This is a genomic window from Candidatus Chryseopegocella kryptomonas (assembly GCF_001536065.1).
GTDB lineage: Bacteria > Bacteroidota > Ignavibacteria > Kryptoniales > Kryptoniaceae > Kryptonium > Kryptonium kryptomonas.
Map to the genome: position 1 here is coordinate 47,204 of NZ_CZVW01000010.1, position 24,561 is coordinate 71,764.

A 24,561-nucleotide genomic window follows, 5' to 3' on the forward strand; every position below is an offset into this window, starting at 1 on the left:
GCCCCTTTTTTATTTTGTGAAGTTTTTTTAACTTATCAAAAAAAGAAAAGTTGAAAAGTTTTGAAGTTTAAGCACGGCATTTTGACAATAGGTGTAACAGGCGGGATCGGCTCGGGTAAAACAACAGTTTGCAAAATTTTTGAAGAGCTCGGGGCGAAAGTAATTTATGCAGATGAACTTGCAAAAAATTTGATGACAAATGATGAAAATTTAAAGCGAAAAATTATAAAAATTTTCGGAAACGAAGCTTATATCGGGGGAAAGCTGAACAGAAAATTTATCGCTGATGTCATCTTCACGGATGAGAAAAAGAAAAAAGAGCTTGAGTCAGTTGTCCATCCAGCGGTGATAAAAGAAATTCTCTCGGAGTTTAAAAAACTTGCGAAAAATAAAAGTGTTAACTTCGTAATTGTTGAAGCTGCGCTTATTTTTGAATCTGGATTTGACAATGAACTTGATTATGTAATTGTGGTTGATGCGGATGAGGAGACGAAAATTAAAAGAGTTATGGAACGAGATAGATGTTCAAGAGAAGAAGTTTTGAAAAGGATGAGATCGCAGATGGATGTAAGGAAAAAAAGAGAACTTGCGGATATACTTCTTCAAAACGATGGAGACATTGAAGAGTTGCGAAATAAGGTCAAGTTTCTTTATTCATTGTTTGATAAAATTTCAAAATCAACGGAGGTAAATTGATGCAAATTTTTGAGATTGAAAAAGAGATTTTCTTTCAAACATACAAACGTCTTGGGGTTTACATTAAACGTGGTGAGGGCGTTTATTTAATTGACAGCGACGGGAAAAAATATCTTGACTTGATCTCTGGCATAGGCGTAAATGCTCTTGGGTATGGAAATGAAAGTGTTAAAAAGGCAATTTTTGAGCAAGTTGAAAAATTTATCCATCTTTCAAATCTTTTTGTTCAAGAGCCACAAGTTGAACTCGCAAAACTTTTGATTGAATTGACGGGTTATAAAAAAGTTTTCTTTACAAATAGCGGTGCTGAGGCGATTGAGACATCAATTAAGCTTACAAGGAAATGGGGCAAAAAATTTGGCAAAGATGAAATTATTGCTTTTTCAAATTCCTTTCATGGAAGGACAATGGGTGCTCTATCGCTTATGGACAGGGCAAAGTATCGCGAAGGTTATGAGCCGTTTCTCCCGGGAATTATCAATGTAAAGTATAACGATGCTGAAGAGATTGAAAAAAGAATAAACAACAAAACGGCGGGCGTCTTTCTTGAATTTGTTCAGGGTGAAGGTGGAATTGTTCCAGCAAGTGAAAGCTTCATCAAAAAAATTTTTGAGTTGAGAGAGAAATTTAATTTTCTGGTTGTTGCGGATGAAATTCAGAGTGGTTTATGGAGAACGGGAAAATTTTTCGCATTTGAACATTATGGTGTTAAGCCGGATGTTGTTGCGCTTGCAAAACCGCTTGGAGGTGGGCTTCCGCTCGGAGCTGTTCTTGGAAATGAAAAAGTTGCAGATGTTTTTACGGTTGGAACTCATGGTTCAACATTCGGCGGAAATCCAGTTGCTTGCTCGGCTGGATGCGCTGTGATAAAAGAAATTCAAAATGGCATAATTGAAAATGTTAAATCAATGTGTGATTATTTCAAAAAACGAACTTAACAAACTCAAACAAAAATATCAAAATCTCATCCGTGAAATACGCGGAATTGGATTGATGCTCGGGGTTGAACTTAACATTGAATGCTTTGACATTGTTCGGCGTCTAATTGAAAAAGGTGTCATTGTAAATTGCACAAATAACAATGTCGTCAGGTTGCTTCCACCGCTGGTGATAAAAGAAGAGCAAATCAACTTCTTTATTGAAAAATTTGACGAAGTTTTAAACGAAATACAACAACAAAGTTTTGGGAAATTTTATGAAAGCGAAAAAATTAAAAATCTGGTCTGAGCAGGACTACCTGAACTGGGTTAAGCAGGAAACAGCGCTTAAAGAGAAATACTTTGCGATGTATTCAACTGTTTGGGACGCTGTTGTGACAAATCCAAATCTTATGACAATTCCTTTTGACGATCATATGGTTCATCGTGGTGATGGAGTTTTTGATAATTCTCTTGTTGTGAATGGAAAAGTTTATCTTCTTGAAGAACATCTTGACAGGATAATTCGCTCTGCGACAGCGATCGGAATAAAGATACCGCTTACAAAAGAGCAGATGCGTGAGATCATCCTTGAAACAATTGCTATAACCGGAAAAAGGGATTGTATTGCAAGATTTTGGATTTCGCGCGGTACAGGTGGTTTCAGCGTTTACCCTGATGAATCTCCGCGAGGACATTTTTATTTGATAATAACATCGTTTCCGAGCTATCCGGCAAGATATTATGAAGAGGGTTTAACAGTTGTGACAAGCCCGTTTCCATTGCGTCAGCCGTTCACACCGCAGGTTAAAAGTTGTAATTATCTTTCAAATGCAATGATGGAATTTTTTGCTCATAATGTTGGGGTTGATTCTGCGATCGCAATTGATTCGGAAGGTTATTTAACCGAGGGTTCAAATAAAAATGTTGCGATCGTAACGAAAGATAAAATTTTCAAATATCCACGACTTGAAAAAATCCTTCACGGGACAATGCTTAAAAGAGCAATTCATTTTGCAAATCAACTAAAAGAACAAGGAATTTTAAAAGATGTTGTCTCAACAGATATCCCAATTAGTGAAGCATATAATAGTTCAGAGATGATGTTTTTCAGCACGACTTTGATCGTAGCTCCGATTGTAAAGTATGATGGCATAACAATAGGTGATGGGAAGCCGGGGGAAATTTATAGAAAATTAAGAGAAATGTTTAAAAAAGATATGACTGAAAACGATGAGGTTTTGACCCCGGTTGATTACGATTGAAGTGAGCCCGGGAGGGATCGAACCTCCGACCTCCTGCTTAAAAGGCAGATGCTCTACCACTGAGCTACGGGCCCAAATTACATTGCAAATATACAAAAATTTTTCCTGCCAAGCAAATTTTGAAAATCAAATCCACAGGCAGTAAATTTTAATAAAAAATTTTCAAACTATGACAGAAAAATTGTATTATACCGACAGCTACACGATAGATTTCAAAGCAAGGGTGGTTGATATAAAAAATCTAAACGGCAAAATCGCAGTTGTGCTTGATAAAACTTATTTTTATCCAACATCTGGGGGACAAGAACATGACACTGGCTCAATAAATGGAGTTAAAGTTGTTGATGTGATTGAAAATGACGACGGAGAAATTTTGCACATAGTTGATGGTGAAATTCCAGCGGGAGAAGTTGAGTGTAAAATTGATTGGGAAAGAAGATTTTCAAATATGCAACAACATACGGGACAACACATACTTTCAAGAGCGTTTGAAGTTCTATTTGATTATGAAACTATTTCATCACGACTCGGGGATGAAGTTGGAACGATTGATCTTGACGCCGAAACTCTGGACTATGAGAAAGTTAAAGAAGTTGAAAATCTTGCAAATAAAATCGTCTGGGAAAATAGAGATGTGAAAATTCATTTCGTAAGTGATTCCGAGGTTTCAAAATTTCCGTTGAGAAAGCCACCAAAAGTTTCAGGGACGATTAGAATAATTGAAGTGAGTGATTTTGATTTTTCTCCGTGCGGTGGAACTCATGTCTCAAAAAGTGGAGAAATTGGCTTGATAAAAGTTAAGAGATGGGAAAGAGTTAAGGGTGGATTGACAAGAGTTGAATTTGTTTGCGGAGTTCGGGCTTTGAGAGATTATCAATTGAAAAATAAAATCTCAAATGAACTTGTCTCGCTTTTGAGTGTGCGAGATTCGGAACTTGCTGAACAAGTTATAAAGATACTTGAAACGCAGAAAGAAAAGCAAAAATTGATAAACTATCTGACCGAAAAATTGATGGAATTTGAAGCGGAAAAACTGGTTCAAAATGCGGAAAAGTTTAAAGATGTAAATTTCGTCAGCATCTCTTTTGAAGATAAAAATGTTGATGACTTGAAAATCCTTGCAAAGAAATTAATTCAATATCCGAAGGTTGTCTCAATAGTTGGCTCAAAATTTGGAGGTGCGAATTTTGTAATTGCGAGGTCTTCGGATGTTGAAATTGATTTAAGGGAAATTTTAAAAGAAATTTTGAATGAAGCAGGTGGAAGAGGTGGAGGTAAGGTTGATTTTGTTCAGTTTGGAGGTCAAATTGAAAAGTTTGATGATTTTTTCAAAGTCAGCATTGAAAAGTTGAAAACAAAATTACTTTGAAAACTATGTCTGGAGATTATGTCTGTGCGCACATAATTGTAAAAGGGCTTGTTCAGGGAGTTGGATTTCGCTGGTTTGTCCAAAAGCACGCAAATCATCTTGGGTTAAATGGCTGGGTTAGAAATTTAAGCAATGGCGATGTTGAAATTGAAGTTGAAGGTGAACGCTCGCTCGTTGAAGAATTAATAAAACTTGTAAAAGTTGGACCAAGATATGCACAAGTTGAAGATGTTCAGATAACATGGAAACCTTACGAAGCAAAGTATAAATCATTTGAAATAAAAGGTTGGTTTTAAATTTGAGAGTTGGCATCGGTTATGACATACATCCACTCGTTGAAGGAAGAAAACTTTACATCGGTGGAGTTGAGATTCCATCTGAAAAAGGTTCTTTAGGTCATTCAGATGGCGATGTTTTAATCCACGCAATTTGCGATGCTTTGCTTGGTGCGATTGGTTATGGAAATATCGGCGAACTTTTCCCTGACACTGATGAAAAATTTAAAGATGCTAAAAGCGAAATTTTTTTGAAAGAGGTAAAAAAAATTCTTGACGAAAAAAATTTTGAAATTGTAAACATTGATTCAACGGTTATACTTGAAGAGATTAAACTTTCCCCGTTTGTTGAGCAAATCAAAAATCGTTTGAGTTCAATTCTTGATCTTTCTTCTGATAAAATTTCTGTTAAGCCGAAGCGAAATGAAAAATTTGATTCACTTGGGAAAGGTGAAGCGATCGCTTGCTTTGTAGTTGTGATGGTGAAATTGAAAAATGAATAATTAAACTTTTATGGAGACGAAACAAATTCTTGATTTTATCCTCGGCATTGATAATATCTGGATTTACGCTGTTGTATTTTTCTTTGCATACATAGAAAATCTTTTCCCTCCATCGCCAAGCGATGTTGTTGTCGTTTTTTGTGCTTCACTTTCTGGCATCGGGAAAACGGACTTTACACTTACGCTTCTTTCCGCAATTTTTGGGAGCACGCTCGGCTTTTTAACGATGTATTTCATCGGTGATAAATTTGGAGATGAAATAATAGAAAAGGGCAAGATAAAGTTTATAAATCCAGAAAATGTCAAAAAAGTTGAGACATTGTTTGCAAAATATGGCTATTTTTTGATCGTGATAAATAGGTTTCTTGCGGGAACAAGAGCATTTGTCGCTTTCTTTGCAGGGCTTGGGGAATACGATGTGAAAAAATCCCTGATTCTATCTTTCATAAGTGCTTCCCTCTGGTATTCAATTCTTGTCACCGCTGGAAAAATTCTTGGTGAAAATTGGCATTTGATCGCTGATGTTATCTCCGCTTACAGCAAAATCATAACCGCAGTTATCACAATTTTTGTGTTGATTTTTATTTTGAAAAATTTTTTGAAAAGCAAAAAAAGATGAAACTTGCTCAACGAAATTTTGAAACTTGACAAATTGATTTTTTATCTTCTCAATCACAAAATCGCAAATCCAGTTTTTGATGTTTTGATGCCATTTATAACGAGCGATTTCAATTTGAGAGTTTTTCTTGTTTTTGTCTGGCTCGGTCTTTTAATTTTCGGCGGAAGGACGGGAAGAATTGTCGCAATTCTTTTGATCCCAGCGATTGCGATAAGTGATCAGTTAAGCAGTCACATTTTAAAACCACTTTTTGGGAGAATTCGTCCGTGCCATGAACTTGAAAATGTGAGATTGCTTGTTCCGTGTGGAAGTGGATTATCTTTCCCATCAAGCCACGCTGTTAATAGTTTCACTGTTGCGACGCTTTTATCAAAGTTTTATCGCAAGTATCTTGTTTATCTTTTTTCACTTGCTTTTTTAATTTCTTTTTCAAGAGTGTATGTCGGCGTGCATTATCCTGCGGATGTTCTTGCTGGGATGATGATTGGATTTGTTGTTGGAATTTTTATTTTTTATCTATGGATTTACTCCGTTGAACTTTACAAAAACAAAATCAAGAAAAAATTTGAAAAAACCTGATTCGTTTGCGAAGTTTTTACTTTCTTTCGCAAGTGGTGTTTTGCTTTCTTTATCTTTTCCGCCTTTGAAAACTGGTTTTTTCGCAACCGCTGGATTTGTCCCATTGCTTTTTTTGATTGACAGAGTTAAAAATTACAGAGAACTTTTCCGCTATTCTTATATTGCTTTTTTCTTCTTCAATCTTTTTACACTTTATTGGGTTGGTGGATGGTCAAAAGAAGCAGACCCTTTTCTTATGGTTGGTTGCGTTCTTCTTATTCTCGTTCATCCCGTTCTTTTCTTTCTTCCAATGTGGTTTTATATGTTCGTAAAGAAAAATGTTTCTGGAAAATTTCATCTTTTGATTTTCCCGTTTGTCTTCGTTTTGTTTGAGTATTTTCGTTCAACGACTGAACTTGCTTTCCCGTGGCTTACGCTTGGGAATACGCAGACATATTATCTTGCTAAAATTCAATTTATTGAATTCACAGGAGTTTACGGTCTTTCTTTTTTAATACTTGTTGTGAATGTTTTGTTTTATCTTTCGCTCAAAAAAATTTTTGAAGAGAAAAAAATTTTTTCTCAACGCTCGCTCAAATACTTTGCTCTCGGAGTTTTAATTTACATCTTGCCAGATTTTTACGGGTTTTATGTTTTGAAAAATGCTGATGAAAAATTTTTCAAGCAGATGAAAATTGGTTTAATTCAGCCAGATATAAATCCGTGGCTTAAATGGGAGGGGACGCTTTCGGATCAGATAAATCTTTATATGGGGATGACGAAAAAACTCGTCGCAGAAAATCCAGATGTTGAACTTGTCGTTTATCCTGAAACAGCGATAACTTATTATTTTCTTCTTTCGCCGTATCGTTATTACTTTAATTGGTTTAAAAGTGAAGTTGATAGTTTGAATGTTGCTATCTTAACGGGTTTTCCAGATGCTAAATTTTACGATGATCCATCGCAAGCACCACCAAGCAGTCATCTTATAAAAGAGACGGGGCAAAGATACGACGCTTTCAATGCGATGGGACTTTTTCTTCCGAAAAATGACAAAATTCAAAAATATGCGAAGATAATTCTCGTCCCGTTTGGAGAGCGTTTGCCTTATGCGGATACATTTCATTTTTTGATTGAGCCGTTGCAATGGGGGGTTGGGATAAGTAGTTGGGCAAAGGGGAAAGATACGACAATTTTTGAAATGAAGAGAAAAAATGGAGATGTCGTTAAATTTTCAGGCGTTGTCTGTTATGAGTCAATTTATCCGTCTTTCGTTCGCCAGTTTGTGAAAAAAGGTGCGGAATTTCTCGCAGTGATAACAAACGATAGTTGGTATGGGAATACATCAGGACCTTATCAACATTTTCAATATTCAATTTTGCGTGCAGTTGAAAATAGAAGAAGCATCGTAAGATGTGCAAATGGTGGAATTTCTGGCTTCATTGACCCATATGGAAGAGTGCAGAAAAAGACAAAATTTCACGAGAAAACTCAAATTGCAGATGTTGTGAAGTTAAACTCTGAAAAAACTTTTTACACTATGTATGGCGACTTGCTCGTTTATATTTCGTTTTTGGTTTTTGTCTTTGCTTTTGTTTTAGCAGTTTATAAAAAATTTCAAAACAAAAGGGATTTGTAATATGAAAATCATCAAAAAGTTAATCGCAATCCCCGTGATGTTTTTGTTTCTAATTTCTGGTTGCACAACTCAAAGCGAAGATGAAAAATTTTCAAAACTCGTTCAAAAATTTATGGACGAGTATTTCAGGTTTAATCCCGTCTCCGCAACATGGGTCGGGTATCATAAGTATGATAATTTGCTTGATGATCTCTCCGAGAAGTCCTTAAAGGAAAAACTTGAATGGCTTAAAAATTACAGGGAGAAGTTTTCAAAATTTGATTTGAGAAAACTTTCAAAAGACAACAGCATTGATTGTCGCATTTTGCTTGAGGAAATTGACGAGATGATTTTCAATCTTGAAGAGTTAAGAGAGTATGAGTGGAATCCATTAATTTACAATTCAATAGTTGGAGATGGTTTGATGTATCTTATCACGCAGGATTTTGCACCAGCAGAGGATAGATTGAAGAATGCTCTTGAGAGAGTTAAACAAATTCCGCAATTTGTTGAAACCGCAAAGAAAAATTTAAAAGACGCACCGCAGATTCACATTGAGACGGCGTTAAGACAGAACAAGGGAAACATCAACATTTTGAAAAATGATTTGATTAAGTTTGCGGATACTTTGAAGATATCTGATGAATTGAAAGCGGAAGTCAAAAGAGCAAGCGAAGTTGCGGTTGCTTCGCTTGAAGATTATGGAAGATGGCTTGAAAATGAGTTAAAGCCAAAATCAAAGCGTGATTTTCGGCTTGGAAAAGAACTTTACTACAAAAAGATGAAGTATTATTTGAAATCAAGTTTCACACCAGATGAAATCCTTTCCCTTGCGGAGAAAGAAAAAGCGAAAACACATGATGAGATGTATCAAATTGCACTTCCACTTTACAAGTATTATTACGGCAGAGAACCAAAGGGAATGGATAAACTTGCGGTTGTAAAAGCAGTTCTTGATAAAATTGTCCTTGAACATCCGAAGCCGAATGAGATTATGGATAGAATAAAATCAGATTTAAGATATTTGACACAATTTGTGAAGGAGAAAAATCTTTTAACGCTTGATGAAAGCAAACCACTTGTTGTGAGAGAAACGCCAGAATATCAAAGAGGTGTTGCTGTTGCTTCGCTTGAAGCACCCGGACCACTTGAGAAAAATATGAAAACATTTTACAATGTCTCTCCAATCCCTGAGGACTGGACACCTGAACAGGTTGAATCTTATCTTCGTGAGTATAATTATTATTCGCTTCTTGAATTGAGCATACACGAGGCGATCCCGGGACATTATGTTCAACTTTACTATTCAAATCGCTGTCCATCAATTGTGAGAAGTGTTTTCTGGAGTGGACCAATGGTTGAGGGCTGGGCTGTTTACGCTGAAAGGTTGTTAATTGAAAATGGATTGTTAAACAACGACCCAAAGATGAAACTTATTCATTTGAAATGGTATATAAGAGTTGTGATAAATGCAATTCTTGATCATAAAATTCACGCTGGCAATATGACGCAGGAAGAAGCGATGGATCTTATGATGAGAGAAGGATTTCAAGAGAAAGCAGAAGCAGAGGGAAAATGGAAACGTGCGTGTCTTACATCAGCACAACTTTCAAGTTATTTCACAGGATTTCAGAAATAATGAGTTTGAGAGAGGAATATATGAAAAAGAAGGGTGAAAAGTTCAACATAAAAGAATTCAATGAGAATTTGCTCTCGCATGGGTCACCGCCCGTTAAGTATCTCAGAGAAATTTTGCTTGAGGAAAAATAATCTCACCAGGTCAAACTGTTAATTTCTGAAACACGGCGCAGGAAGTTTTTTATTTCCATATCCCAGAATGACCAAGTATGTGAGCCAGGAAGCTCGTGGTATTCGTAGTTTATGTTTTTCTTTTGGAGTTTTTCCACGAGATTTCTGTTCGCTTCAAGCAATCCAATTATGTTATCATCTTTGCCAACGGAGATATAAAGATAAGGTAAATTCCCAATTGCGACGCTATCAACGAGAGAGAAAACATTATTTTTATGCCAGTGTTGAGTTTTCGCTTCTCCGAAAGCATCTTTTAAACTTTGAATTATTTGACCTTGTCCTCTTTCAAGTATTTGTTCCCAGTTGAAAGCACCGCTGAAAGAGCCAGCAAGCAAAAACATGTTTGGATATTTTAACGCAAATTTAATTGCTCCATATCCACCCATTGAAAGCCCCGCTATTATGCGACCATGTCTTGTGGAGATAACTCTGTATTTTTTCTCAACATAAGGAATTAAATCTTTGATGATATAATCTTCGTAGTTTTTATTTTTCAGCGTCGGAGAATTTGTATACCAACCATTGTCGGCTTCTGGAGTTATGATGATGAAGTTGTAATCTTTGAGATATTTAACAAGCGATGTTTTGTTAACCCAATCTTGATGGCTTCCACCATAACCGTGCAGTAGATAAATCGCAATAAATCTTTCTTCGGTTTTAAAATAATTTTCTGGTAAAACGATATGAAAATGTTTAAACGAGTTTAAACTTGGGGAATAAACGCTATCAAGAACGACTTTAACTTGTGAGATGAGAATTTGATTTGCGATTATGAAGATTACAAGAATGAATTTTTTCAACTTCATAAATCTTTACCTTGATTTTTTAAAAAATTCAGGTTAATTCCTCAAATGCAAGTGCACCAGCTCCAAGGATTCCAGCTCTATTTCCAAGTTGTGCAGGAATTACGATTGCCTTTTCAGCGATTGGTTTCAGAGCTCTTAACTTAACAGTTTCGTTCATTGCGTCAAACAAAACTTTTCCAGCTTTTGCAACTCCTCCACCAACTATTGCAACTTTTATATCAAACAAATTCATAACCGATGCAAGCATAACTCCGACATAAAATCCGGCCCTTTTCCAGACATTTATCGCAAATTCATCACCTTGTTCAGCTGCAAGCGAGATTATATAAGGTTCAATTTTTGAAAGGTCGCCATTTACGAGTTCAACTATCTTTGACTTCGGATTTTTTTCAAGTTCTTTTGCAACCCACGCAGAAAGATATTTTTGTCCGACATAAGCTTCAACACAGCCATAATTTCCGCAGTTACATTTTGGACCTTCAAAGTTAATTGAAACATGTCCGATTTCTCCAGCTCCGCCTGTTGGACCGCGATAAATTTTCCCGCCGATTATAATTCCGCCACCTATACCTGTTCCAAGCGTCACCATTATGAAATCGGGATATTCTTTTCCCGCACCGAACTTTGCTTCTCCGATAGCAGCAACATTTGCATCATTATCAACAACGGTTTTGATCCCGGTTTTTTCTTCAACTTCTTTCGCAAGATAAACGACCGTCCAACCGGGGAAATTTGGTGGATATTTCACACCGCCCTGTGGGTCAACTTGTCCGGGCGCGCCAATTCCAGTGCCAAGGATATGTCCATTTTTTAAATTCTGGGCAAGTTTTAAAACAATTTTTGAAATTTGCTCAACCACATGCTCAGGACCTTTTTCAGCTTCGGTTGGGATTGAATCTTCAATTAAAATTTCACCCGAATTATTTACAACGCCTGCTTTGATGAATGTCCCGCCGAGGTCAACCCCAATGACTAATTTTTCCATCTGTTTAATTTATTTTTGTTTTCGCTTTTTCCATAAACTTTCAAGCCGTTCTTTCAAAATTTTTTCTCGCCCAAGTTCCGTCGGTCTGTAATAAATTTTATCTTTAAGTTCCTCTGGCAGAAATTGTTGTTCAACGAAGTGATTGGGGAAATCGTGGCTGTATTTGTAATCTTTTCCGTAGCCAAGTTCTTTCATCAGTTTTGTTGGTGCGTTTCTCAAATGAAGCGGAACGGGAAGGTCCGGGTATCGTTGTGCATCCTCCATTGCTTCTTCAATTGCAAGATAAGCCGAGTTGCTCTTTGGGCAACTTGCAAGATATGTCGCAACTTGAGCAAGAATTATACGAGCTTCTGGCATCCCAACATAATCAACTGCGGTGAAACAACTTGTTGCAAGTGTTAAGGCGTATGGTTCAGCATTTCCAATATCTTCACTTGCAAGAATTATCATCCTTCGTGCGATAAACTTTGGGTCTTCACCCGCAATTAACATTCGGGCAAGCCAATAAACAGCAGCATCGGGATCACTTCCGCGGATGCTTTTTATAAATGCGGAGATTAAATTGTAATGTTCTTCACCTGCTTTGTCATATTTGAAATGTTTCCGTTGAAATGCCTCAAGGATAATTTCTCTCGTTAAAAATATCTCGTTATTCTCGTCTGGCTTTGCAAGTTTTATCGCAACTTCAAGAGCATTTAACATAACTCTTGCGTCCCCGCCTGAATAAAGAAAGAGAAGGTTTTTGTCTTCAATTTTAATTTTTAACTTTGACAAAACCTCATCAACTTTCAGAGCTCTTTCAAGAATTTTGTTAAGTTCATTCACACCAAGCGGTTCAAGCACAAAGACCTGACATCTTGATAAAAGAGGTGAGATTATCTCAAAAGATGGATTTTCCGTTGTTGCTCCAATCAATATAATGGTTCCATTTTCAACGCTGTTTAACAAAACACTTTGCTGTGCTTTGTTAAATCTGTGGATTTCGTCAATGAATAAAATTGTCTTCTTTCCATAGAATTTTAAATTTTTCTCCGCCTTATCAATTATTTCTTTTATCTCTTTTGTTCCGGACAGAACTGCATTGACCTGATAAAAGTCAGCGTTAATTTTTTCGGAAATTATTTTCGCAAGAGTTGTTTTCCCAACGCCCGGGGGTCCCCAAAGTATCATTGACTGAACATCTCCGGTCTCAATCATCATTCTCAATGGCTTACCTTCTCCAAGTATATGCTCCTGTCCAACAAACTCATCAATTGTTTTCGGTCTGATTCTATCAGCAAGTGGCGGGAGAATTTTTTCGGGTTTCATTTTTGAGGTAAGATTACTTTTCTTTTATAATGAAAACTTCTTCACCTTCTTTTGCCATTCCGTATTTTTCTCGTGCGATTTTTTCAATTTGCTCTGGATCTGTTTCAAGTTTATGGATTTTTTCTCTTAAAATAGCGTTCTCGTTCTGAATTGTTTCAATCTCTTTTTTAATTTTTTTCAGATTAACTTCAAGTTTTGCACGTTGTATGAGCCCTTTTTCGCCGAAGATGAGGTAAAGCAGAAGCGCAAAAACTATCGCACCGAAAATTAAATTCACCGGATTTGAAAGAAATTTTTTCATACGCATAAAATTATGTTCTCGCTGATAAAAATATAAAAATTAAAACAAGAACGACCAAATTTGCTGATTTCGGATAATCTTTTATATTTGTAATGGAAAATTTGGACAGCAAAATAAACGGACTACTTAGATAGAAGTGAAAAAAATTTTAAATGAGCAGTTGATTTTGTTTACAAGTGTTTTAAAGTGGGTTTTACTTGCGACGATAACCGGGGCAATAGTTGGTTTATCAACAGTAGTTTTCTTGAAAATACTTGATTTATCTACTCAATTTATGGGACGATATGAACTTTACTTTCTGATCTTGCCTTTTGGCTTGCTTATTAGCACTTTGCTTGTTATGTATCTTGCCCCTGATGCAGAAGGTCACGGAACTGAGAAAGTTATTGAGTCAGTGCATAAAAAATTTGGAGACATAAAGTTATCCGTTGTGCCTGTCAAACTTATTGCAACGGTTGTGACGATTGCTTCAGGTGGTTCAGTTGGCAAGGAAGGTCCATGCGCTCAAATAGGCGCGGGACTTGCTTCATCATTCGCAAAACTTTTGAAATTGAATAAACAGGACAGAAAAAAACTTGTTATATGCGGAATAAGCGCGGGTTTTTCTTCCGTGTTCGGAACACCAATAGCGGGTGCAATATTCGGAGTTGAGGTTTTATATATCGGCGATATCCTATACGATGTTCTTTTGCCATCTTTTATCGCAGGGATTGTGAGTTATCATGTTACATCTTCGCTTGGGATTACATATTTTCATCATCCGATAAAATTTACTCCTATTTTCAGCGAATCTTTTTTTATTAAAGTAATTCTTGCGGGAATCTTCTTCGGTATCTGTGCGAGAATTTTTATTGAGAGTATGGATTTATTTGAAAAATTGAATAAAAGAATAAATTTGTGGAAGCCGTGGAAATCCTTGCTTGGCGGATCCATACTTGTAGTTTTAACATTTATTTTTGGAAAACAATATCTCGGTCTTGGACTTGATACAATTCAAAATGCTATTGAAGGCAAAAATGTTGTTTTTTATGCTTTTATTGCAAAGATTATTTTTACTTCAATTACTCTAAATTTTGGAGGAAGTGGTGGAGTTGTCACACCGATATTTTTTGTTGGAGCAACATCGGGAATTTTGTTTGCAAAGATGTTGGGGCTTGATTTTTCAACATTTTCCGCTATTGGGTTCGTTTCAGTTCTTGCTGGTGCCACAAATGCACCAATTGCAGCAAGTATAATGTCAGTTGAACTTTTTGGTCCCAGTTTAGCACCATACGCTAGTGTAGCCTGTATAATAAGTTTTATTATGACTGGGCACAAGAGTATATATCCTTCACAGGTTCTTTCAATAGCAAAATCATCTTCAATTGAAGTTGAAGTTGGAAAGGAAATTGAATATGTGACACCAAAATTGAAAACGAAAGGTAAAGGTATGGTTTACTGGGAATTTGTAATTAAGAAATTTAAAAGAGGAGATAACAGTAGCAAGAGCGATGATAGAGATGGTTAATATAATTTTTCTTGATTATTTGATTTCATTTGCCGAAATTTTATTCGTAAAACAAAAATATGAGGATTTTTAAAATGAGATTTTTAACTTTGTTTTTGATTTCAATTTTCCTCTTGACACAAACAAATGCTCAAAAAGGAGGGGTTAAAAAAATGTTTGTTATTAAATCAACAGCTTTCAAAGACGGGGAAACGATCCCGAAAAAATTTACATGCGATGGTCAGGATTATTCACCTGAACTTACTTGGGAAAATGCGCCAACGGGCACGAAAAGTTTTGCTCTAATTTGCGAGGATCCAGATGCCCCAGGCGGAACATTTATACACTGGGTTATTTATGATATCCCTGCAAATGTGACGAAACTTCCAGAAAATGTTAAAAAGGTCGGGATTGTTGATGACAAAATAAAACAAGGTGTTAATGATTTCGGTCGCATTGGTTATGGTGGACCTTGTCCACCTCGTGGGCACAAACCGCACCGATATATTTTTAAGCTTTATGCTCTTGATGTTGAAACGCTCGGTTTAAATTCAGGAGCAACCGCCGAACAAGTTGAAGCAAAAGCAAAAGGACATATTCTTGCTGAGGCAAAGATAGTTGGCTTATACGGTCGTTAATTTTTGAACTTTTTTGAAACATCTTATGAAGCGGATTTTACTTATCCACACGGGCGGGACATTTGGAATGGCTTTGAAAGATGGGACGCTTGCCCCAAGCTCATTTATCCAAAGAATAATTGAGTTCGTCCCAGAGGTAAAGCAAATTGCCGAAATTGAATCGCACATTGTTGCAAACATTGACTCATCAAACATTGGGATTGAACACTGGCTGAAGATTGCTGATGTCATCGTTCAAAATTACGATGATTTTGATGGTTTTGTGATAACGCACGGCACGGATACGATGACTTACACTGCTTCCGCTCTTTCTTTTATTCTTGATGGGCTTTCAAAGCCCGTCATACTCACAGGTTCGCAACGTCCACTCTCAGAGATAAGAACCGATGCGAGAAATAATTTGATTAACTCGGTTGAACTTGCAACCTATCCGATACCTGAGGTATGCATTTTTTTCAACAATAAATTATTCCGTGGAAATCGCACGAAAAAAATTGACATTTGGGGATTTGATGCGTTTGACTCGCCAAATTATCCACCTCTTGCAGAGGTTGGGGTTGAAGTTAAAGTTTATGAAAAAAATTTTTTGAAGCGTAAAAATTTCAAATTAAATGTTTCAAAAAATTTTTCAAACGAAGTTTTTTGTGTTAAAATTTTTCCATCTGTTAAAGTTGATTTTCTTATGAGTTTGCTTGAACTTGATATAAAAGGATTTGTGATTGAAGCTTTCGGCTCGGGTAATTTGCCGAATATAGAAGAAAGATCGCTTATCCCATTTGTTCAGAAAGCTAGTGAAATGGGAAAAATAGTTGCAATCTCAACTCAAGCGGTTTACGGCAAAGTTGATTTGACGCTTTATCAATGCGGGAAAGATGCTCTTGATGCAGGGGCTTTAAGTTGTAAAGATATGACAACGGAGACCGCAATCGTTAAATTGATGTTTTTGCTTGCTAAATACGGCGATAATGTCGCACTGATAAGAGAAGAATTTTACAAGCCAATAGCGGGGGAAATATCGGAAGATTAGTTATGATTGAATTAACCAAATTCAGGCGAACACACTTGACTTTTAATTTTAATTGTGCTATCTTTTTAATGAAGATAGCATTAATTTTCGCTAAAACAAAACAGGAGAAACCGCCATGAAAAGGGCAATCTTTGCACTCGCAATTTTAGTTTTTTTGACTTCAACAGCTTATCCCTGCTTTGATACTTATCTCTTCTTGAAAAGGGGATCAATGGTTTATCCGTTTCGCTCTCTTGTGTTTGAGCTCAACGCTGAGTATTCAATTAACACATTGAGGTCGCTTGAAGATTCGTTTTTATCAATGGGTAGCATTTATTACGGAGTTGCGAGGAATTTCTCTGTTCAATTCACAATTGGTTCAGATGAAAAATCAAGAGATGAATTCAAAATTGATTATTATGGGATTCGTGGGGTTTATAATCTTTACACTTCTTTTATGAATAGGTATACGCTTGATGTTATAGTTGAGCATCGTGGGAAGTTGACAGAAAGAAGCAATGAGTTTGAGGTTTCTTTGCCGAATATCTTTTATGTATCAAACTTTGTTTATGTGATTCATCCGACGGCAAGTTATGGGCTTGAGAGCAAGGATTTTACAGTTGGTGGGCATGCGGGAGCATTTTACACATTCAACGACGCTGGGCTCATTGGAGTTGGATTTGAATATGCAAGTGTTCATAGCAGTAGTTATGCTGGGCAGAGATTGACAAAGAGCGAATATTCAGCAAGTATTTTTCTGGGGGCAAAGATTGGCGAAAAAATTTATCTGCAAAATGAAATTGCAAAAGGTTTGAAGAATTCAAGAGACATTGGATTTGCTTTGACGACGAAAGTAATTTTGTAAAGTCATTCACAAGGGGCGTGGAAACACGCCCCTTTTATTTTTCAATCCCTGAAACCAGGTTCAGGGATTTCAACACTAAACAAATCTATGCGGGGAAGATTGTGATTCATTCGTAAAATCCAAAGGTATTGACACTGTAATTTTTATTTTTTAACTTTTCAATGAAACTCTCAAAACATAATTTTGGAGGGAAACAATGAATAGAATCGTTTTGCTCGGGGTTATCGTTGCGGTTTTGAGTTTGATTATAGGTTTGATTGGGAAAATCATTGGGCAACATATTATCTTTGCAAATGCGACATGGCATAATTTCGCTCAGACATGTCTTTTGTTTGCGATTGCTTATGGGATAGGCAAACTTGCTGGTGAAAAGGAAAAGTAGTTTCAATCTGTCAAATACCGTAATTTGTTTTTTTCAAGAAGCGAGTTTTATATTTTAGCAGAATTCGTTTTTAAATTCAGATTTTTAAATCTGATGATAGATAATTTTTTGTGAAAATAAAATCATCGCTGATGATGAACCTGGCTCACAGATTTAATCCCAATTTGAAATCAATTCAAGCATTTGCTTTAAAAGCACAAAAAGCAAAGGTTAAATTAAATCAAAACGAAAATCCGTTTGACCTGCCACTGGAGATCAAAGAAAAAGTTTTACAAAAATTTTTAAACGAGCAGTGGAACAGATATCCAAGTCCTGCGCCTTTTGAGTTGATAAAAAAATTAAGTGAGCATCACGGGGTTGATTCGGATAGGATAGTTATATGCAATGGATCAAATGAGTTGATTTATGCGATTTTTCTCGCTCTTAATTTGAAAGATGCGCCAGTGTTAATTCCTCAACCATCGTTTTATCTTTATGGGAAGATTACAAAAATTCTTGGTGGCAGGATTATTGAGGTTTTTTTGAATGATGATTTTAGTTTTAATGTTGATTCAATTGCTCATGCGATAGTTGATAACAAGCCGGGGGTGGTAGGACTTTGTTCGCCAAACAATCCGGGAGGTAAAAGTTTAAAGTTTGATGATGTTAAGTTCTTAATTTCGCTTTCCGATGCAATTTTTATAATTGATGAGGCATATTTTGAATTTTCAAGTGAAAGAAGCGCAGTTGAGCTTCTTGACGAGTTTTCAAATCTTATTGTCATTCGGACGATGTCAAAGGCGTTTGGGCTTGCTGGGATAAGAATTGGCTATGCTTTGACATCAAAGGAAATAGCTGATGAGATTAAAAAAGTTCGGCTTCCGTTCACAATTGATCGTTTTGCGGAGTTAACAGCAATTGAAATTTTAAATCATCTTGACCTTGTCAAAAGAAATGTCAATTACATAATTGAGCAAAAGGAGTGGCTTTATAATGAGTTGTGTAAAATTGATGAAATAAAAGTTTTCAACACAGAAACAAATTTTTTGCTTGTGAAGGTAGATGGGGGTGAAGTTGTTGATATGTTGCTTGAAGAAGGCGTTGCGGTGCGGGATATGAGCTCTTATCCGATGATGGACAAAATTTTTAGAGTTACGGTTGGAACATTTGAAGAGAATAGATATTTTTTGAATGCACTTAAAAAAGTTCTCACAAAGGTGAAAGCAAGTTAATTTTAAAAACAAAAAATTAAATACCTATGAAAATAGCTGTTTGTGTAAATCGGGTTCCAGACACAGAAACAAGAGTGAAAATTGGTGCTGATGGAAAAACAATTGACAAAACAGGCGTAAATTACATTTTAAATCCTTATGATGAATTCGCAGTTGAAGAAGCTCTTAAGACAAAAGAAAAATTTGGTGGTGAGGTTATAGTAATTTCACTGGGTGGAAGTGAAAATGTTGAAGTTATAAGGAAAGCCCTCGCTATGGGTGCTGATAAGGGGATTTTGTTAAAGGATGATTCACAAAGAGATACTTTTTCAATTGCGAAAGCTCTTGCGGAGGTTTTAAAAGAGATTTCTCCCGACATTATATTTTTCGGCAAGCAGTCAATTGATTACGATGATCAGGCGATGCCAAGTTTAGTTGCAGAGCTTTTGGGTTTGCCATCAATTACGGTTGTAGTCAAGCTTGAAATAAGTGAAGATGGAACGGTTATAGCGGAGCGTGAGATTGAGGGTGGACGTGAAAAAGTTCGCAGTAAGTTGCCGATTGTAATTGGAGCGCAGAGGGGTTTAAATGAGCCCAGATATCCTTCTTTAAAAGGGATAATGGCAGCAAAGAGCAAGCCGGTTGAGGAAAGACCAGCGCCACAGTTTGAGAACAAGACGGAAGTCATTGAAATGTTACTTCCGCCTCCGAAGAAGCCCGGAAGAATTCTCGGCACAGATGCAAGCGCTGTTCCAGAGCTTGTTCGCCTTTTGAGAGAAGAAGCGAAGGTGATTTGAAAAATTTTAAGTTGCAAAATAATTCGGGAATAATTATTTTAAAACAAATTCAAAGAGAATAAAGATGGCAAAAAGAGTTTTAACATTTGCTGAACAAAGGGAAGGAAAGTTTAAAAAATCAGCTTTTGAAGCGGTAAGAACGGGAAGAAAAATTGCTGATGAAATTTCTGCTGAATTTTTTACGCTTGTTATAGGCGATGAAAATGCGGAGAAGATAGCACCTGAACTTGGCAATTACGGGGCTGAAAAAGTTTTTGTCGTGTCCGATCCAAAACTTGCACAGTATTCTTTGACTGCTTATGCTAAAGTGATTGCAGATGTTATGAGGGAAATTGACGCTGAATATCTTTTTATGTCAGCTACAGCGATGGGCAAGGAGCTTGCTCCAAGAGTTGCGGGGAAAATTGATGCTGGCTTTGCTCTTGATTGCACTGATTTAAAAGTTGAAAATGGGGAAGTCATAGCAACGAGACCAGTTTATGCGGGGAAAGCATTTATAAGAGTAAAAGTTAATTCCGATAAAAAAATTTACACTTTAAGACCGAATGTTTTCTCAGCTGGAGAAAGTGATGGAAAAATGGCGGTTGTTGAGAAGTTAAATGTTAACTTAACCGATGATGATTTTAAAGTTGTTGCATTTGAAACAGTTGCTTCAACGAAGGGGAAGCTTGATGTCACCGAGGCGGACATTGTTGTTTCAGGTGGCAGGGGATTGAAAGCGCCCGAAAACTTTAAATTAATTGAGGAACTTGCTGATGTTCTTGGTGCAGCTGTTGGAGCTTCAAGAGCGGTTGTTGATGCGGGATGGCGTCCTCATGATGAACAGGTTGGGCAAACTGGGAAAACAGTTTCGCCAAAACTTTACATCGCAATTGGGATCTCGGGTGCAATTCAGCATCTTGCGGGGATGTCTTCTTCAAAAGTTATAGTTGCGATAAATAAAGATAAAGATGCGCCTATATTTCAAGTTGCAGATTACGGCATAGCAGGTGATTTGTTTGAAGTGGTTCCGGCTTTGATTGAGGAGTTAAAGAAAGTTTTAGGGAAATGAATTTAAAATTTTAAAAACGAAGGAGGACTGATTAAAGTGAGAAAAATACAGGTTGACATAGTTGGTTTATCTGCAACGCCCACAGGACCGAGTTCTTACGCTTTGATCTTGAAAGAGGTTGGGGGTGATAGAAGATTGCCAATTATAATTGGCTCGTTTGAAGCTCAAGCCATCGCTCTTGAAATGGAGGGGATAAAACCGCCAAGACCATTGACACACGACCTTATAAAAAATATACTTGACGGACTTGGTGTGACAATTGTTGAAGTTGTTGTAACAGATTTAAGAGATGGGACATTTTACGCAAAAATTTATCTTGAGCTCAACGGAATGACTTATGAGATTGATTCAAGACCAAGTGATGCGATTGCGGTTGCCCTCAGATGCGGTGTCCCAATTTATGTTAATGAGGAAGTTATGGAAGAAGCTGGTTTTACCCCCGGAGAAGAAACTTCTGCCGAAGAAATTGAAGAAGAATCAGAGGAGGAAAATCCTTTGCCCCCCGATGAAGATATTTCACCTCCACCGTCACCGAGACGAACTCCAAAGCCAACTTCAAAAGAAGAAAGAATTGCCGAACTTCAGAAACAGCTTGAGGAAGCGATAAAGAAAGAAGATTATGAGAAAGCAGCAAAATTGCGAGATGAGATAAGAAGATTGAAAATGGGCGATTAAATTTCCATAAAACAAACTCGGAGATAAAAAATGAAGCGCATTTTCTTATCCCTCCTTTCTCTGGTTCTTTTATGTGGTTTTATGCTTTCACAATCATCAAACGAAAAATTAAAACAACTTATTGCCGAAGGGGATGAATTCTCCGAGAAAAAGTTTGATAACTATAAAGCACTTGAAAAATATCTTGAAGCTTACAAAATTGATCCGAAAAATTATGATGTCTTGTGGAAATTGAGCAAAGTTTATGTGGACATCGGTGAACATTTGCCCGCAAATACAAAAGAGGAAAAGAGGAAACAGCTTGAAACTTATGAAAAAGCACTTGAATACGCAGAACTTGCAATTCAGGTAAATCCAAATGGTTCAATGGGCTACACAAGAAGGGCAATTGCTCTCGGTAGGATTGCTTTGTTCAAAGGTGTATGGGAATCAATTGACCTTGTTAAAAAAGTTAAAGAAGATTGCGAGAAAGCAATTCAACTTGATCCAAATAATAGCGTTGCTTATTATGTTCTTGCGAGGACGCATGCAAAACTTTGTGAGAAGCCAAAAATTGTTCGCTCAGCTTTGGGGCTTGGCTGGGCAAGTTATGATGAAGCGATAAAAAATTTTGAAAAGGCGATAAGTTTAAGACCGACATTTATAATGTATCGGCTTGATGCGGGTAAAACTTACATTGAAGTCAAAAATTATAAAAAAGCGAAGGAACATTTATCAAAAATCGCTGAGCTTCCAACCGAAGATGAAGATGACCCACAATTTAGAAAAGAAGCGCAGGAGCTTCTGGAAAAGATAAAAGATAAAGCCCCATGATTAAAAAATTTACCTTCTTTTTCCTGTGTTTTGTTCTTTTACTTAATTTTTCAATTTCTCAGGAGATTGAATGTAAAGTCACTGTAAATTTTGAGCAACTCCCTCCGCAAAACAAGTCAGATCTTTCTGATTTTGCGGAGAAGATACAGCGTTATATCAACTCTTACAAATGGACGAATGTTGATCTTGGGGGAGAGAAAATCCAATGCACGCTTAACATTTTCTTCACCTCTGCAAGTGGAAACAATTATCAAGCGCAGATTTTCATCGGTTCGCAGAGGAAAATTTATGAATCTGATAAAAGCACCGCAGTTTTGAGAATTCTTGATGATAAAGTTGATTTTGTGTATGATAAAAACGCACCGCTTTATCACGATGAGTTTCGTTTTGATCCGTTGTTAAGTTTGATTGATTTTTATATGTATATCGTGATTGGTTATGATTTTGACACTTATGAACCCCTCGGGGGGACGGAATTTTTTGAGAAGGCATTTAGAATTTGCACAAATGCTCAATCAAGTCGTTTTTCTCGTGGATGGCAAAAAGTTTCCTCTGGATACAGCAGGTTTAATCTAATTGATGAACTGCTTGACTCAAAGTATTCGGATTTCAGGAAAGCAATGTATGAGTATCATTATAACGGGCTTGACATAATGCAGAAATATCCGGATGAGGCACTTGCAAAAATTGATTCTGTGATTGATGTTATGATAAACATACGAAAAAACATCAACCCAACTTCAACACTTGTCAAATTGTTTTTTGATGCAAAGTATATGGAGCTTGCGGAAATTTTCAAAAACGCAAAGAACAAAGAAGCAATCTTTAAAAAGTTAATTCTCGCGGATCCATCTCATCAAACTACTTATCTTGAATATATGAAGAATTGAGATGAAAATTCGGTTTATAGGTGCAGTTAGAACCGTTACAGGTTCAATGCACCTTGTTCAGGTAAATGGGAAGAAATTTTTGCTTGATTGTGGGCTTTATCAAGGCAAGAGAGCTGAGTCAAGGGAAAGAAACGAAAATTTCTTGTTTGATCCGCGTGAGATTGATTTTATAATTTTATCACATGCTCACATTGACCACAGCGGAAACATTCCTCAAATTGTCAAAAAAGGATTTAGTGGGAAAATTTTTTCAACATCTGCAACGCGTGATCTTGCAAGCATAATGCTTGTTGATAGCGGACATATACACGAGAAAGACGCTGAATATCTCAACAAAAAATTGAAAAAGCGTGGGGAGCCACCAATTCAACCTTTATACACAGCAAAAGACGCTATCCAATCGCTTGAGCATTTCGTTGGGCTTCCATATAGAAAGGAGATTGAAATATCAAATGGCATAAATTTAATTTTTTACGATGCTGGACATCTTCTCGGTTCAGCGATAGTTGTTCTTAACATAAAAGAAAACGGACGAAAAATTCGTCTTGCTTTTACTGGTGATTTAGGTAGACCTTATAAACCAATTTTAAGAAATCCGCAGTTAATTGGTAATGTTGATTTTTTGATAACTGAAAGCACCTATGGAGCTACAATTCACGAGGAAATGGAAAGCGTTGAAGAGAGAATATCGCAAATCGTCATCAAAGCATATGAAAGAAGCGGGAAGATAATAATTCCAGCTTTTAGCGTTGACCGAACGCAGGTGTTAATTTATATACTTCACAAACTTGCGATGGGGAATAAAATTCCCAAAATTCCGATTTTCATTGATAGTCCTCTTGCTGTGAACGCAACTGAAATCTACCGTCTTCACCCCGAATGCTTTGATGATGAAATGCAAAAACTTTTATTAAGCGGTCAAGACCCCTTTGATTTTTCACAACTTCATTATATCAACGATGTTGAAGAATCAAAAAAATTAAATACATATCAAAAGCCCTGCATCATAATTTCAGCTTCTGGAATGTGCGAGACGGGAAGAATTTTACATCATCTTGCAAATAACATTGAAAATCCGAGAAACATAATTTTAATCGTTGGCTATATGGCGCGTGATACACTCGGGAGAAAATTGAAAGATGGGATTGAAAAGGTAAAAATTTTTGGGGATGAATACAGAGTCAGGGCAGAGGTGATTTCAATTGATGCTTTGAGCGCTCACGCAGATAGAAATGAACTTCTCGCATACATAAGCCACATTGATAGAAAACATATAGATGGGATATTTGTTGTTCACGGTGAGGAGGAGCAATCTTTTGCGCTTGCAGATGGACTTCGTGAGATTGGATTTGAAAATGTCATCGTTCCAGAGCAGGGACAAGAGTTTGAAATTTAAAATAAATTTTCGGGGTTTGAGATGGAAAATTTTAGAAGAAAAAGTTTCTGGCTTGAGACGGCGGGGGAGTTTAAGCCACAGCAAGAGTTAAAAGGTTATGAGAAAGTTGATATCGCAATTATAGGCGGTGGATTCACTGGACTTTCAACTGCTTATCATTTGAAAAAAGTTGAACCATCAATTGATGTTGCAATTCTTGAATCTCACATCTGTGGGTATGGCGCAAGCGGTAGAAATGCTGGATTCGGGATGACGCTTTTTGGTTTAACATTTAGTTTGACCGCTTTGAGGTTTGGAAAAGAAAAAGCCCTACAGGCTCATCGTTATATGGAAATGGCGGTTT

At 36.7% G+C, this 24,561-nt stretch carries 27 protein-coding genes, 1 tRNA gene and 1 pseudogene; 24 read left to right on the forward strand and 5 right to left on the reverse strand.

Features of this window, described 5'->3' with window-relative positions:
- The first annotated feature begins 60 nt into the window (after positions 1–60).
- From coaE to AWW83_RS05625, 4 genes are read left to right on the forward strand one after another with little or no spacing between them, the layout of a single operon-like run.
- Positions 61–696, forward strand: a complete 636-nt coding sequence (coaE, locus tag AWW83_RS05615; RefSeq protein ID WP_092349784.1) for a dephospho-CoA kinase — start codon at positions 61–63, stop codon at positions 694–696.
- Complete coding sequence (locus tag AWW83_RS05620; protein ID WP_268761458.1) at positions 696–1,634, forward strand: aspartate aminotransferase family protein; 939 nt, start codon at positions 696–698, stop codon at positions 1,632–1,634. Before coaE ends, AWW83_RS05620 begins: the two co-directional genes overlap by 1 nt.
- On the forward strand, positions 1,594–1,923 hold the full coding sequence (locus tag AWW83_RS10140; protein ID WP_268761459.1) for an aminotransferase class III-fold pyridoxal phosphate-dependent enzyme: 330 nt from the start codon (positions 1,594–1,596) through the stop codon (positions 1,921–1,923). The genes AWW83_RS05620 and AWW83_RS10140 overlap by 41 nt, the downstream gene beginning before the upstream one ends.
- A complete protein-coding gene (locus tag AWW83_RS05625) occupies positions 1,892–2,878 on the forward strand; it encodes an aminotransferase class IV (protein ID WP_092349787.1) in 987 nt (328 codons plus the stop codon). Before AWW83_RS10140 ends, AWW83_RS05625 begins: the two co-directional genes overlap by 32 nt.
- Positions 2,879–2,880: 2 nt before the next feature.
- Here AWW83_RS05625 and AWW83_RS05630 read toward each other — a convergent pair.
- Positions 2,881–2,952 (reverse strand) — tRNA-Lys (locus AWW83_RS05630).
- Positions 2,953–3,029: 77 nt separating this feature from the next.
- On the opposite strand from AWW83_RS05630, the gene AWW83_RS05635 reads away from it, so the two are divergent.
- The 7 genes and pseudogenes from AWW83_RS05635 (at position 3,030) to AWW83_RS05665 (ending at position 9,590) form a co-directional block, all read left to right on the forward strand.
- Positions 3,030–4,247, forward strand: a complete 1,218-nt coding sequence (locus AWW83_RS05635) for an alanyl-tRNA editing protein (RefSeq protein ID WP_268761460.1) — start codon at positions 3,030–3,032, stop codon at positions 4,245–4,247.
- 5 nt (positions 4,248–4,252) lie between these two features.
- Positions 4,253–4,543, forward strand: coding sequence for an acylphosphatase (locus AWW83_RS05640; protein WP_092349794.1), 291 nt, complete (start codon positions 4,253–4,255; stop codon positions 4,541–4,543).
- Between the two features lie 2 nt (positions 4,544–4,545).
- The gene (gene ispF, locus AWW83_RS05645) at positions 4,546–5,025 is read left to right on the forward strand and encodes a 2-C-methyl-D-erythritol 2,4-cyclodiphosphate synthase (RefSeq protein ID WP_159421118.1); all 480 of its coding nucleotides are present in this window, start codon (positions 4,546–4,548) and stop codon (positions 5,023–5,025) included.
- A 10-nt stretch (positions 5,026–5,035) separates the two neighbouring features.
- Entirely contained in the window at positions 5,036–5,644 is a 609-nt protein-coding gene (locus tag AWW83_RS05650) for a DedA family protein (protein ID WP_092349800.1), read from the forward strand.
- An 18-nt stretch (positions 5,645–5,662) separates the two neighbouring features.
- A complete protein-coding gene (locus AWW83_RS05655; protein ID WP_234697260.1) occupies positions 5,663–6,223 on the forward strand; it encodes a phosphatase PAP2 family protein in 561 nt (186 codons plus the stop codon).
- Positions 6,177–7,841: an apolipoprotein N-acyltransferase gene (lnt, locus tag AWW83_RS05660; protein ID WP_234697261.1), complete on the forward strand. Its 1,665-nt coding sequence runs from the start codon at positions 6,177–6,179 to the stop codon at positions 7,839–7,841. The genes AWW83_RS05655 and lnt overlap by 47 nt, the downstream gene beginning before the upstream one ends.
- 112 nt (positions 7,842–7,953) lie before the next feature.
- Positions 7,954–9,590, forward strand: a pseudogene (locus AWW83_RS05665) (DUF885 domain-containing protein).
- A gap of 2 nt (positions 9,591–9,592) precedes the next feature.
- Here AWW83_RS05665 and AWW83_RS05670 read toward each other — a convergent pair.
- Genes AWW83_RS05670 through AWW83_RS05685 form a run of 4 tightly spaced genes read right to left on the reverse strand, consistent with a single transcriptional unit; the run spans position 9,593 to position 13,035 of the window.
- A complete protein-coding gene (locus tag AWW83_RS05670; RefSeq protein ID WP_092349812.1) occupies positions 9,593–10,435 on the reverse strand; it encodes an alpha/beta hydrolase in 843 nt (280 codons plus the stop codon).
- A gap of 28 nt (positions 10,436–10,463) precedes the next feature.
- Positions 10,464–11,420 carry an ROK family protein gene (locus AWW83_RS05675; protein ID WP_092349814.1) on the reverse strand — a complete coding sequence of 319 codons (957 nt, stop codon included), beginning with the start codon at positions 11,418–11,420 and terminating at the stop codon, positions 10,464–10,466.
- Positions 11,421–11,429: 9 nt separating this feature from the next.
- On the reverse strand, positions 11,430–12,728 hold the full coding sequence (locus AWW83_RS05680) for a replication-associated recombination protein A (protein WP_092349816.1): 1,299 nt from the start codon (positions 12,726–12,728) through the stop codon (positions 11,430–11,432).
- Positions 12,729–12,741: 13 nt separating this feature from the next.
- A complete protein-coding gene (locus AWW83_RS05685) occupies positions 12,742–13,035 on the reverse strand; it encodes an FtsB family cell division protein (protein WP_092349818.1) in 294 nt (97 codons plus the stop codon).
- Between the two features lie 130 nt (positions 13,036–13,165).
- Between AWW83_RS05685 and AWW83_RS05690 the strand changes: the two genes are divergently transcribed.
- The 13 genes from AWW83_RS05690 to AWW83_RS05750 all read left to right on the forward strand — a co-directional run.
- Positions 13,166–14,536, forward strand: coding sequence for a chloride channel protein (locus AWW83_RS05690; RefSeq protein ID WP_092349820.1), 1,371 nt, complete (start codon positions 13,166–13,168; stop codon positions 14,534–14,536).
- Positions 14,537–14,688: 152 nt separating this feature from the next.
- Complete coding sequence (locus AWW83_RS05695) at positions 14,689–15,153, forward strand: YbhB/YbcL family Raf kinase inhibitor-like protein (protein ID WP_092349846.1); 465 nt, start codon at positions 14,689–14,691, stop codon at positions 15,151–15,153.
- Positions 15,154–15,178: 25 nt separating this feature from the next.
- The gene (locus AWW83_RS05700) at positions 15,179–16,180 is read left to right on the forward strand and encodes an asparaginase (protein ID WP_092349822.1); all 1,002 of its coding nucleotides are present in this window, start codon (positions 15,179–15,181) and stop codon (positions 16,178–16,180) included.
- Between the two features lie 115 nt (positions 16,181–16,295).
- Positions 16,296–17,024, forward strand: a complete 729-nt coding sequence (locus AWW83_RS05705; RefSeq protein ID WP_092349824.1) for a hypothetical protein — start codon at positions 16,296–16,298, stop codon at positions 17,022–17,024.
- Positions 17,025–17,220: 196 nt separating this feature from the next.
- Positions 17,221–17,406 carry a hypothetical protein gene (locus tag AWW83_RS05710; protein WP_092349826.1) on the forward strand — a complete coding sequence of 62 codons (186 nt, stop codon included), beginning with the start codon at positions 17,221–17,223 and terminating at the stop codon, positions 17,404–17,406.
- A gap of 131 nt (positions 17,407–17,537) precedes the next feature.
- Positions 17,538–18,617 (forward strand): histidinol-phosphate transaminase, encoded by a 1,080-nt coding sequence (gene hisC, locus AWW83_RS05715; RefSeq protein ID WP_092349828.1) that lies wholly within the window; start codon positions 17,538–17,540, stop codon positions 18,615–18,617.
- Positions 18,618–18,643: 26 nt separating this feature from the next.
- Positions 18,644–19,393: an electron transfer flavoprotein subunit beta/FixA family protein gene (locus AWW83_RS05720; RefSeq protein WP_092349830.1), complete on the forward strand. Its 750-nt coding sequence runs from the start codon at positions 18,644–18,646 to the stop codon at positions 19,391–19,393.
- A 64-nt stretch (positions 19,394–19,457) separates the two neighbouring features.
- Positions 19,458–20,444 carry an electron transfer flavoprotein subunit alpha/FixB family protein gene (locus tag AWW83_RS05725; RefSeq protein WP_092349831.1) on the forward strand — a complete coding sequence of 329 codons (987 nt, stop codon included), beginning with the start codon at positions 19,458–19,460 and terminating at the stop codon, positions 20,442–20,444.
- Positions 20,445–20,480: 36 nt separating this feature from the next.
- Positions 20,481–21,119, forward strand: a complete 639-nt coding sequence (locus tag AWW83_RS05730; protein WP_092349832.1) for a bifunctional nuclease family protein — start codon at positions 20,481–20,483, stop codon at positions 21,117–21,119.
- A gap of 30 nt (positions 21,120–21,149) precedes the next feature.
- Positions 21,150–21,932, forward strand: coding sequence for a tetratricopeptide repeat protein (locus AWW83_RS05735; protein WP_092349834.1), 783 nt, complete (start codon positions 21,150–21,152; stop codon positions 21,930–21,932).
- Complete coding sequence (gene porD, locus AWW83_RS05740; protein ID WP_092349836.1) at positions 21,929–22,822, forward strand: type IX secretion system protein PorD; 894 nt, start codon at positions 21,929–21,931, stop codon at positions 22,820–22,822. Before AWW83_RS05735 ends, porD begins: the two co-directional genes overlap by 4 nt.
- A 1-nt stretch (position 22,823) precedes the next feature.
- Complete coding sequence (locus AWW83_RS05745) at positions 22,824–24,218, forward strand: MBL fold metallo-hydrolase RNA specificity domain-containing protein (RefSeq protein WP_092349838.1); 1,395 nt, start codon at positions 22,824–22,826, stop codon at positions 24,216–24,218.
- 21 nt (positions 24,219–24,239) lie between these two features.
- On the forward strand, positions 24,240–24,561 hold a 322-nt coding region (locus tag AWW83_RS05750; protein ID WP_143713901.1), incomplete at its 3' end, for an FAD-dependent oxidoreductase.

Bases quoted from the DNA above. Each gene is read 5' to 3' on its own strand.
- AWW83_RS05620 (WP_268761458.1), top strand. From the start codon at position 696: ATGCAAATTTTTGAGATTGAAAAAGAGATTTTCTTTCAAACATACAAA.
- AWW83_RS10140 (WP_268761459.1), top strand. From the start codon at position 1,594: ATGTTAAATCAATGTGTGATTATTTCAAAAAACGAACTTAACAAACTC.
- AWW83_RS05625 (WP_092349787.1), top strand. From the start codon at position 1,892: ATGAAAGCGAAAAAATTAAAAATCTGGTCTGAGCAGGACTACCTGAAC.
- AWW83_RS05640 (WP_092349794.1), top strand. From the start codon at position 4,253: ATGTCTGGAGATTATGTCTGTGCGCACATAATTGTAAAAGGGCTTGTT.
- AWW83_RS05650 (WP_092349800.1), top strand. From the start codon at position 5,036: ATGGAGACGAAACAAATTCTTGATTTTATCCTCGGCATTGATAATATC.
- AWW83_RS05670 (WP_092349812.1), bottom strand. From the start codon at position 10,435: ATGAAGTTGAAAAAATTCATTCTTGTAATCTTCATAATCGCAAATCAA.
- AWW83_RS05675 (WP_092349814.1), bottom strand. From the start codon at position 11,420: ATGGAAAAATTAGTCATTGGGGTTGACCTCGGCGGGACATTCATCAAA.
- AWW83_RS05680 (WP_092349816.1), bottom strand. From the start codon at position 12,728: ATGAAACCCGAAAAAATTCTCCCGCCACTTGCTGATAGAATCAGACCG.
- AWW83_RS05685 (WP_092349818.1), bottom strand. From the start codon at position 13,035: ATGCGTATGAAAAAATTTCTTTCAAATCCGGTGAATTTAATTTTCGGT.
- AWW83_RS05695 (WP_092349846.1), top strand. From the start codon at position 14,689: ATGTTTGTTATTAAATCAACAGCTTTCAAAGACGGGGAAACGATCCCG.
- AWW83_RS05700 (WP_092349822.1), top strand. From the start codon at position 15,179: ATGAAGCGGATTTTACTTATCCACACGGGCGGGACATTTGGAATGGCT.
- AWW83_RS05705 (WP_092349824.1), top strand. From the start codon at position 16,296: ATGAAAAGGGCAATCTTTGCACTCGCAATTTTAGTTTTTTTGACTTCA.
- AWW83_RS05710 (WP_092349826.1), top strand. From the start codon at position 17,221: ATGAATAGAATCGTTTTGCTCGGGGTTATCGTTGCGGTTTTGAGTTTG.
- hisC (WP_092349828.1), top strand. From the start codon at position 17,538: ATGATGAACCTGGCTCACAGATTTAATCCCAATTTGAAATCAATTCAA.
- AWW83_RS05720 (WP_092349830.1), top strand. From the start codon at position 18,644: ATGAAAATAGCTGTTTGTGTAAATCGGGTTCCAGACACAGAAACAAGA.
- AWW83_RS05725 (WP_092349831.1), top strand. From the start codon at position 19,458: ATGGCAAAAAGAGTTTTAACATTTGCTGAACAAAGGGAAGGAAAGTTT.
- AWW83_RS05735 (WP_092349834.1), top strand. From the start codon at position 21,150: ATGAAGCGCATTTTCTTATCCCTCCTTTCTCTGGTTCTTTTATGTGGT.
- porD (WP_092349836.1), top strand. From the start codon at position 21,929: ATGATTAAAAAATTTACCTTCTTTTTCCTGTGTTTTGTTCTTTTACTT.
- AWW83_RS05745 (WP_092349838.1), top strand. From the start codon at position 22,824: ATGAAAATTCGGTTTATAGGTGCAGTTAGAACCGTTACAGGTTCAATG.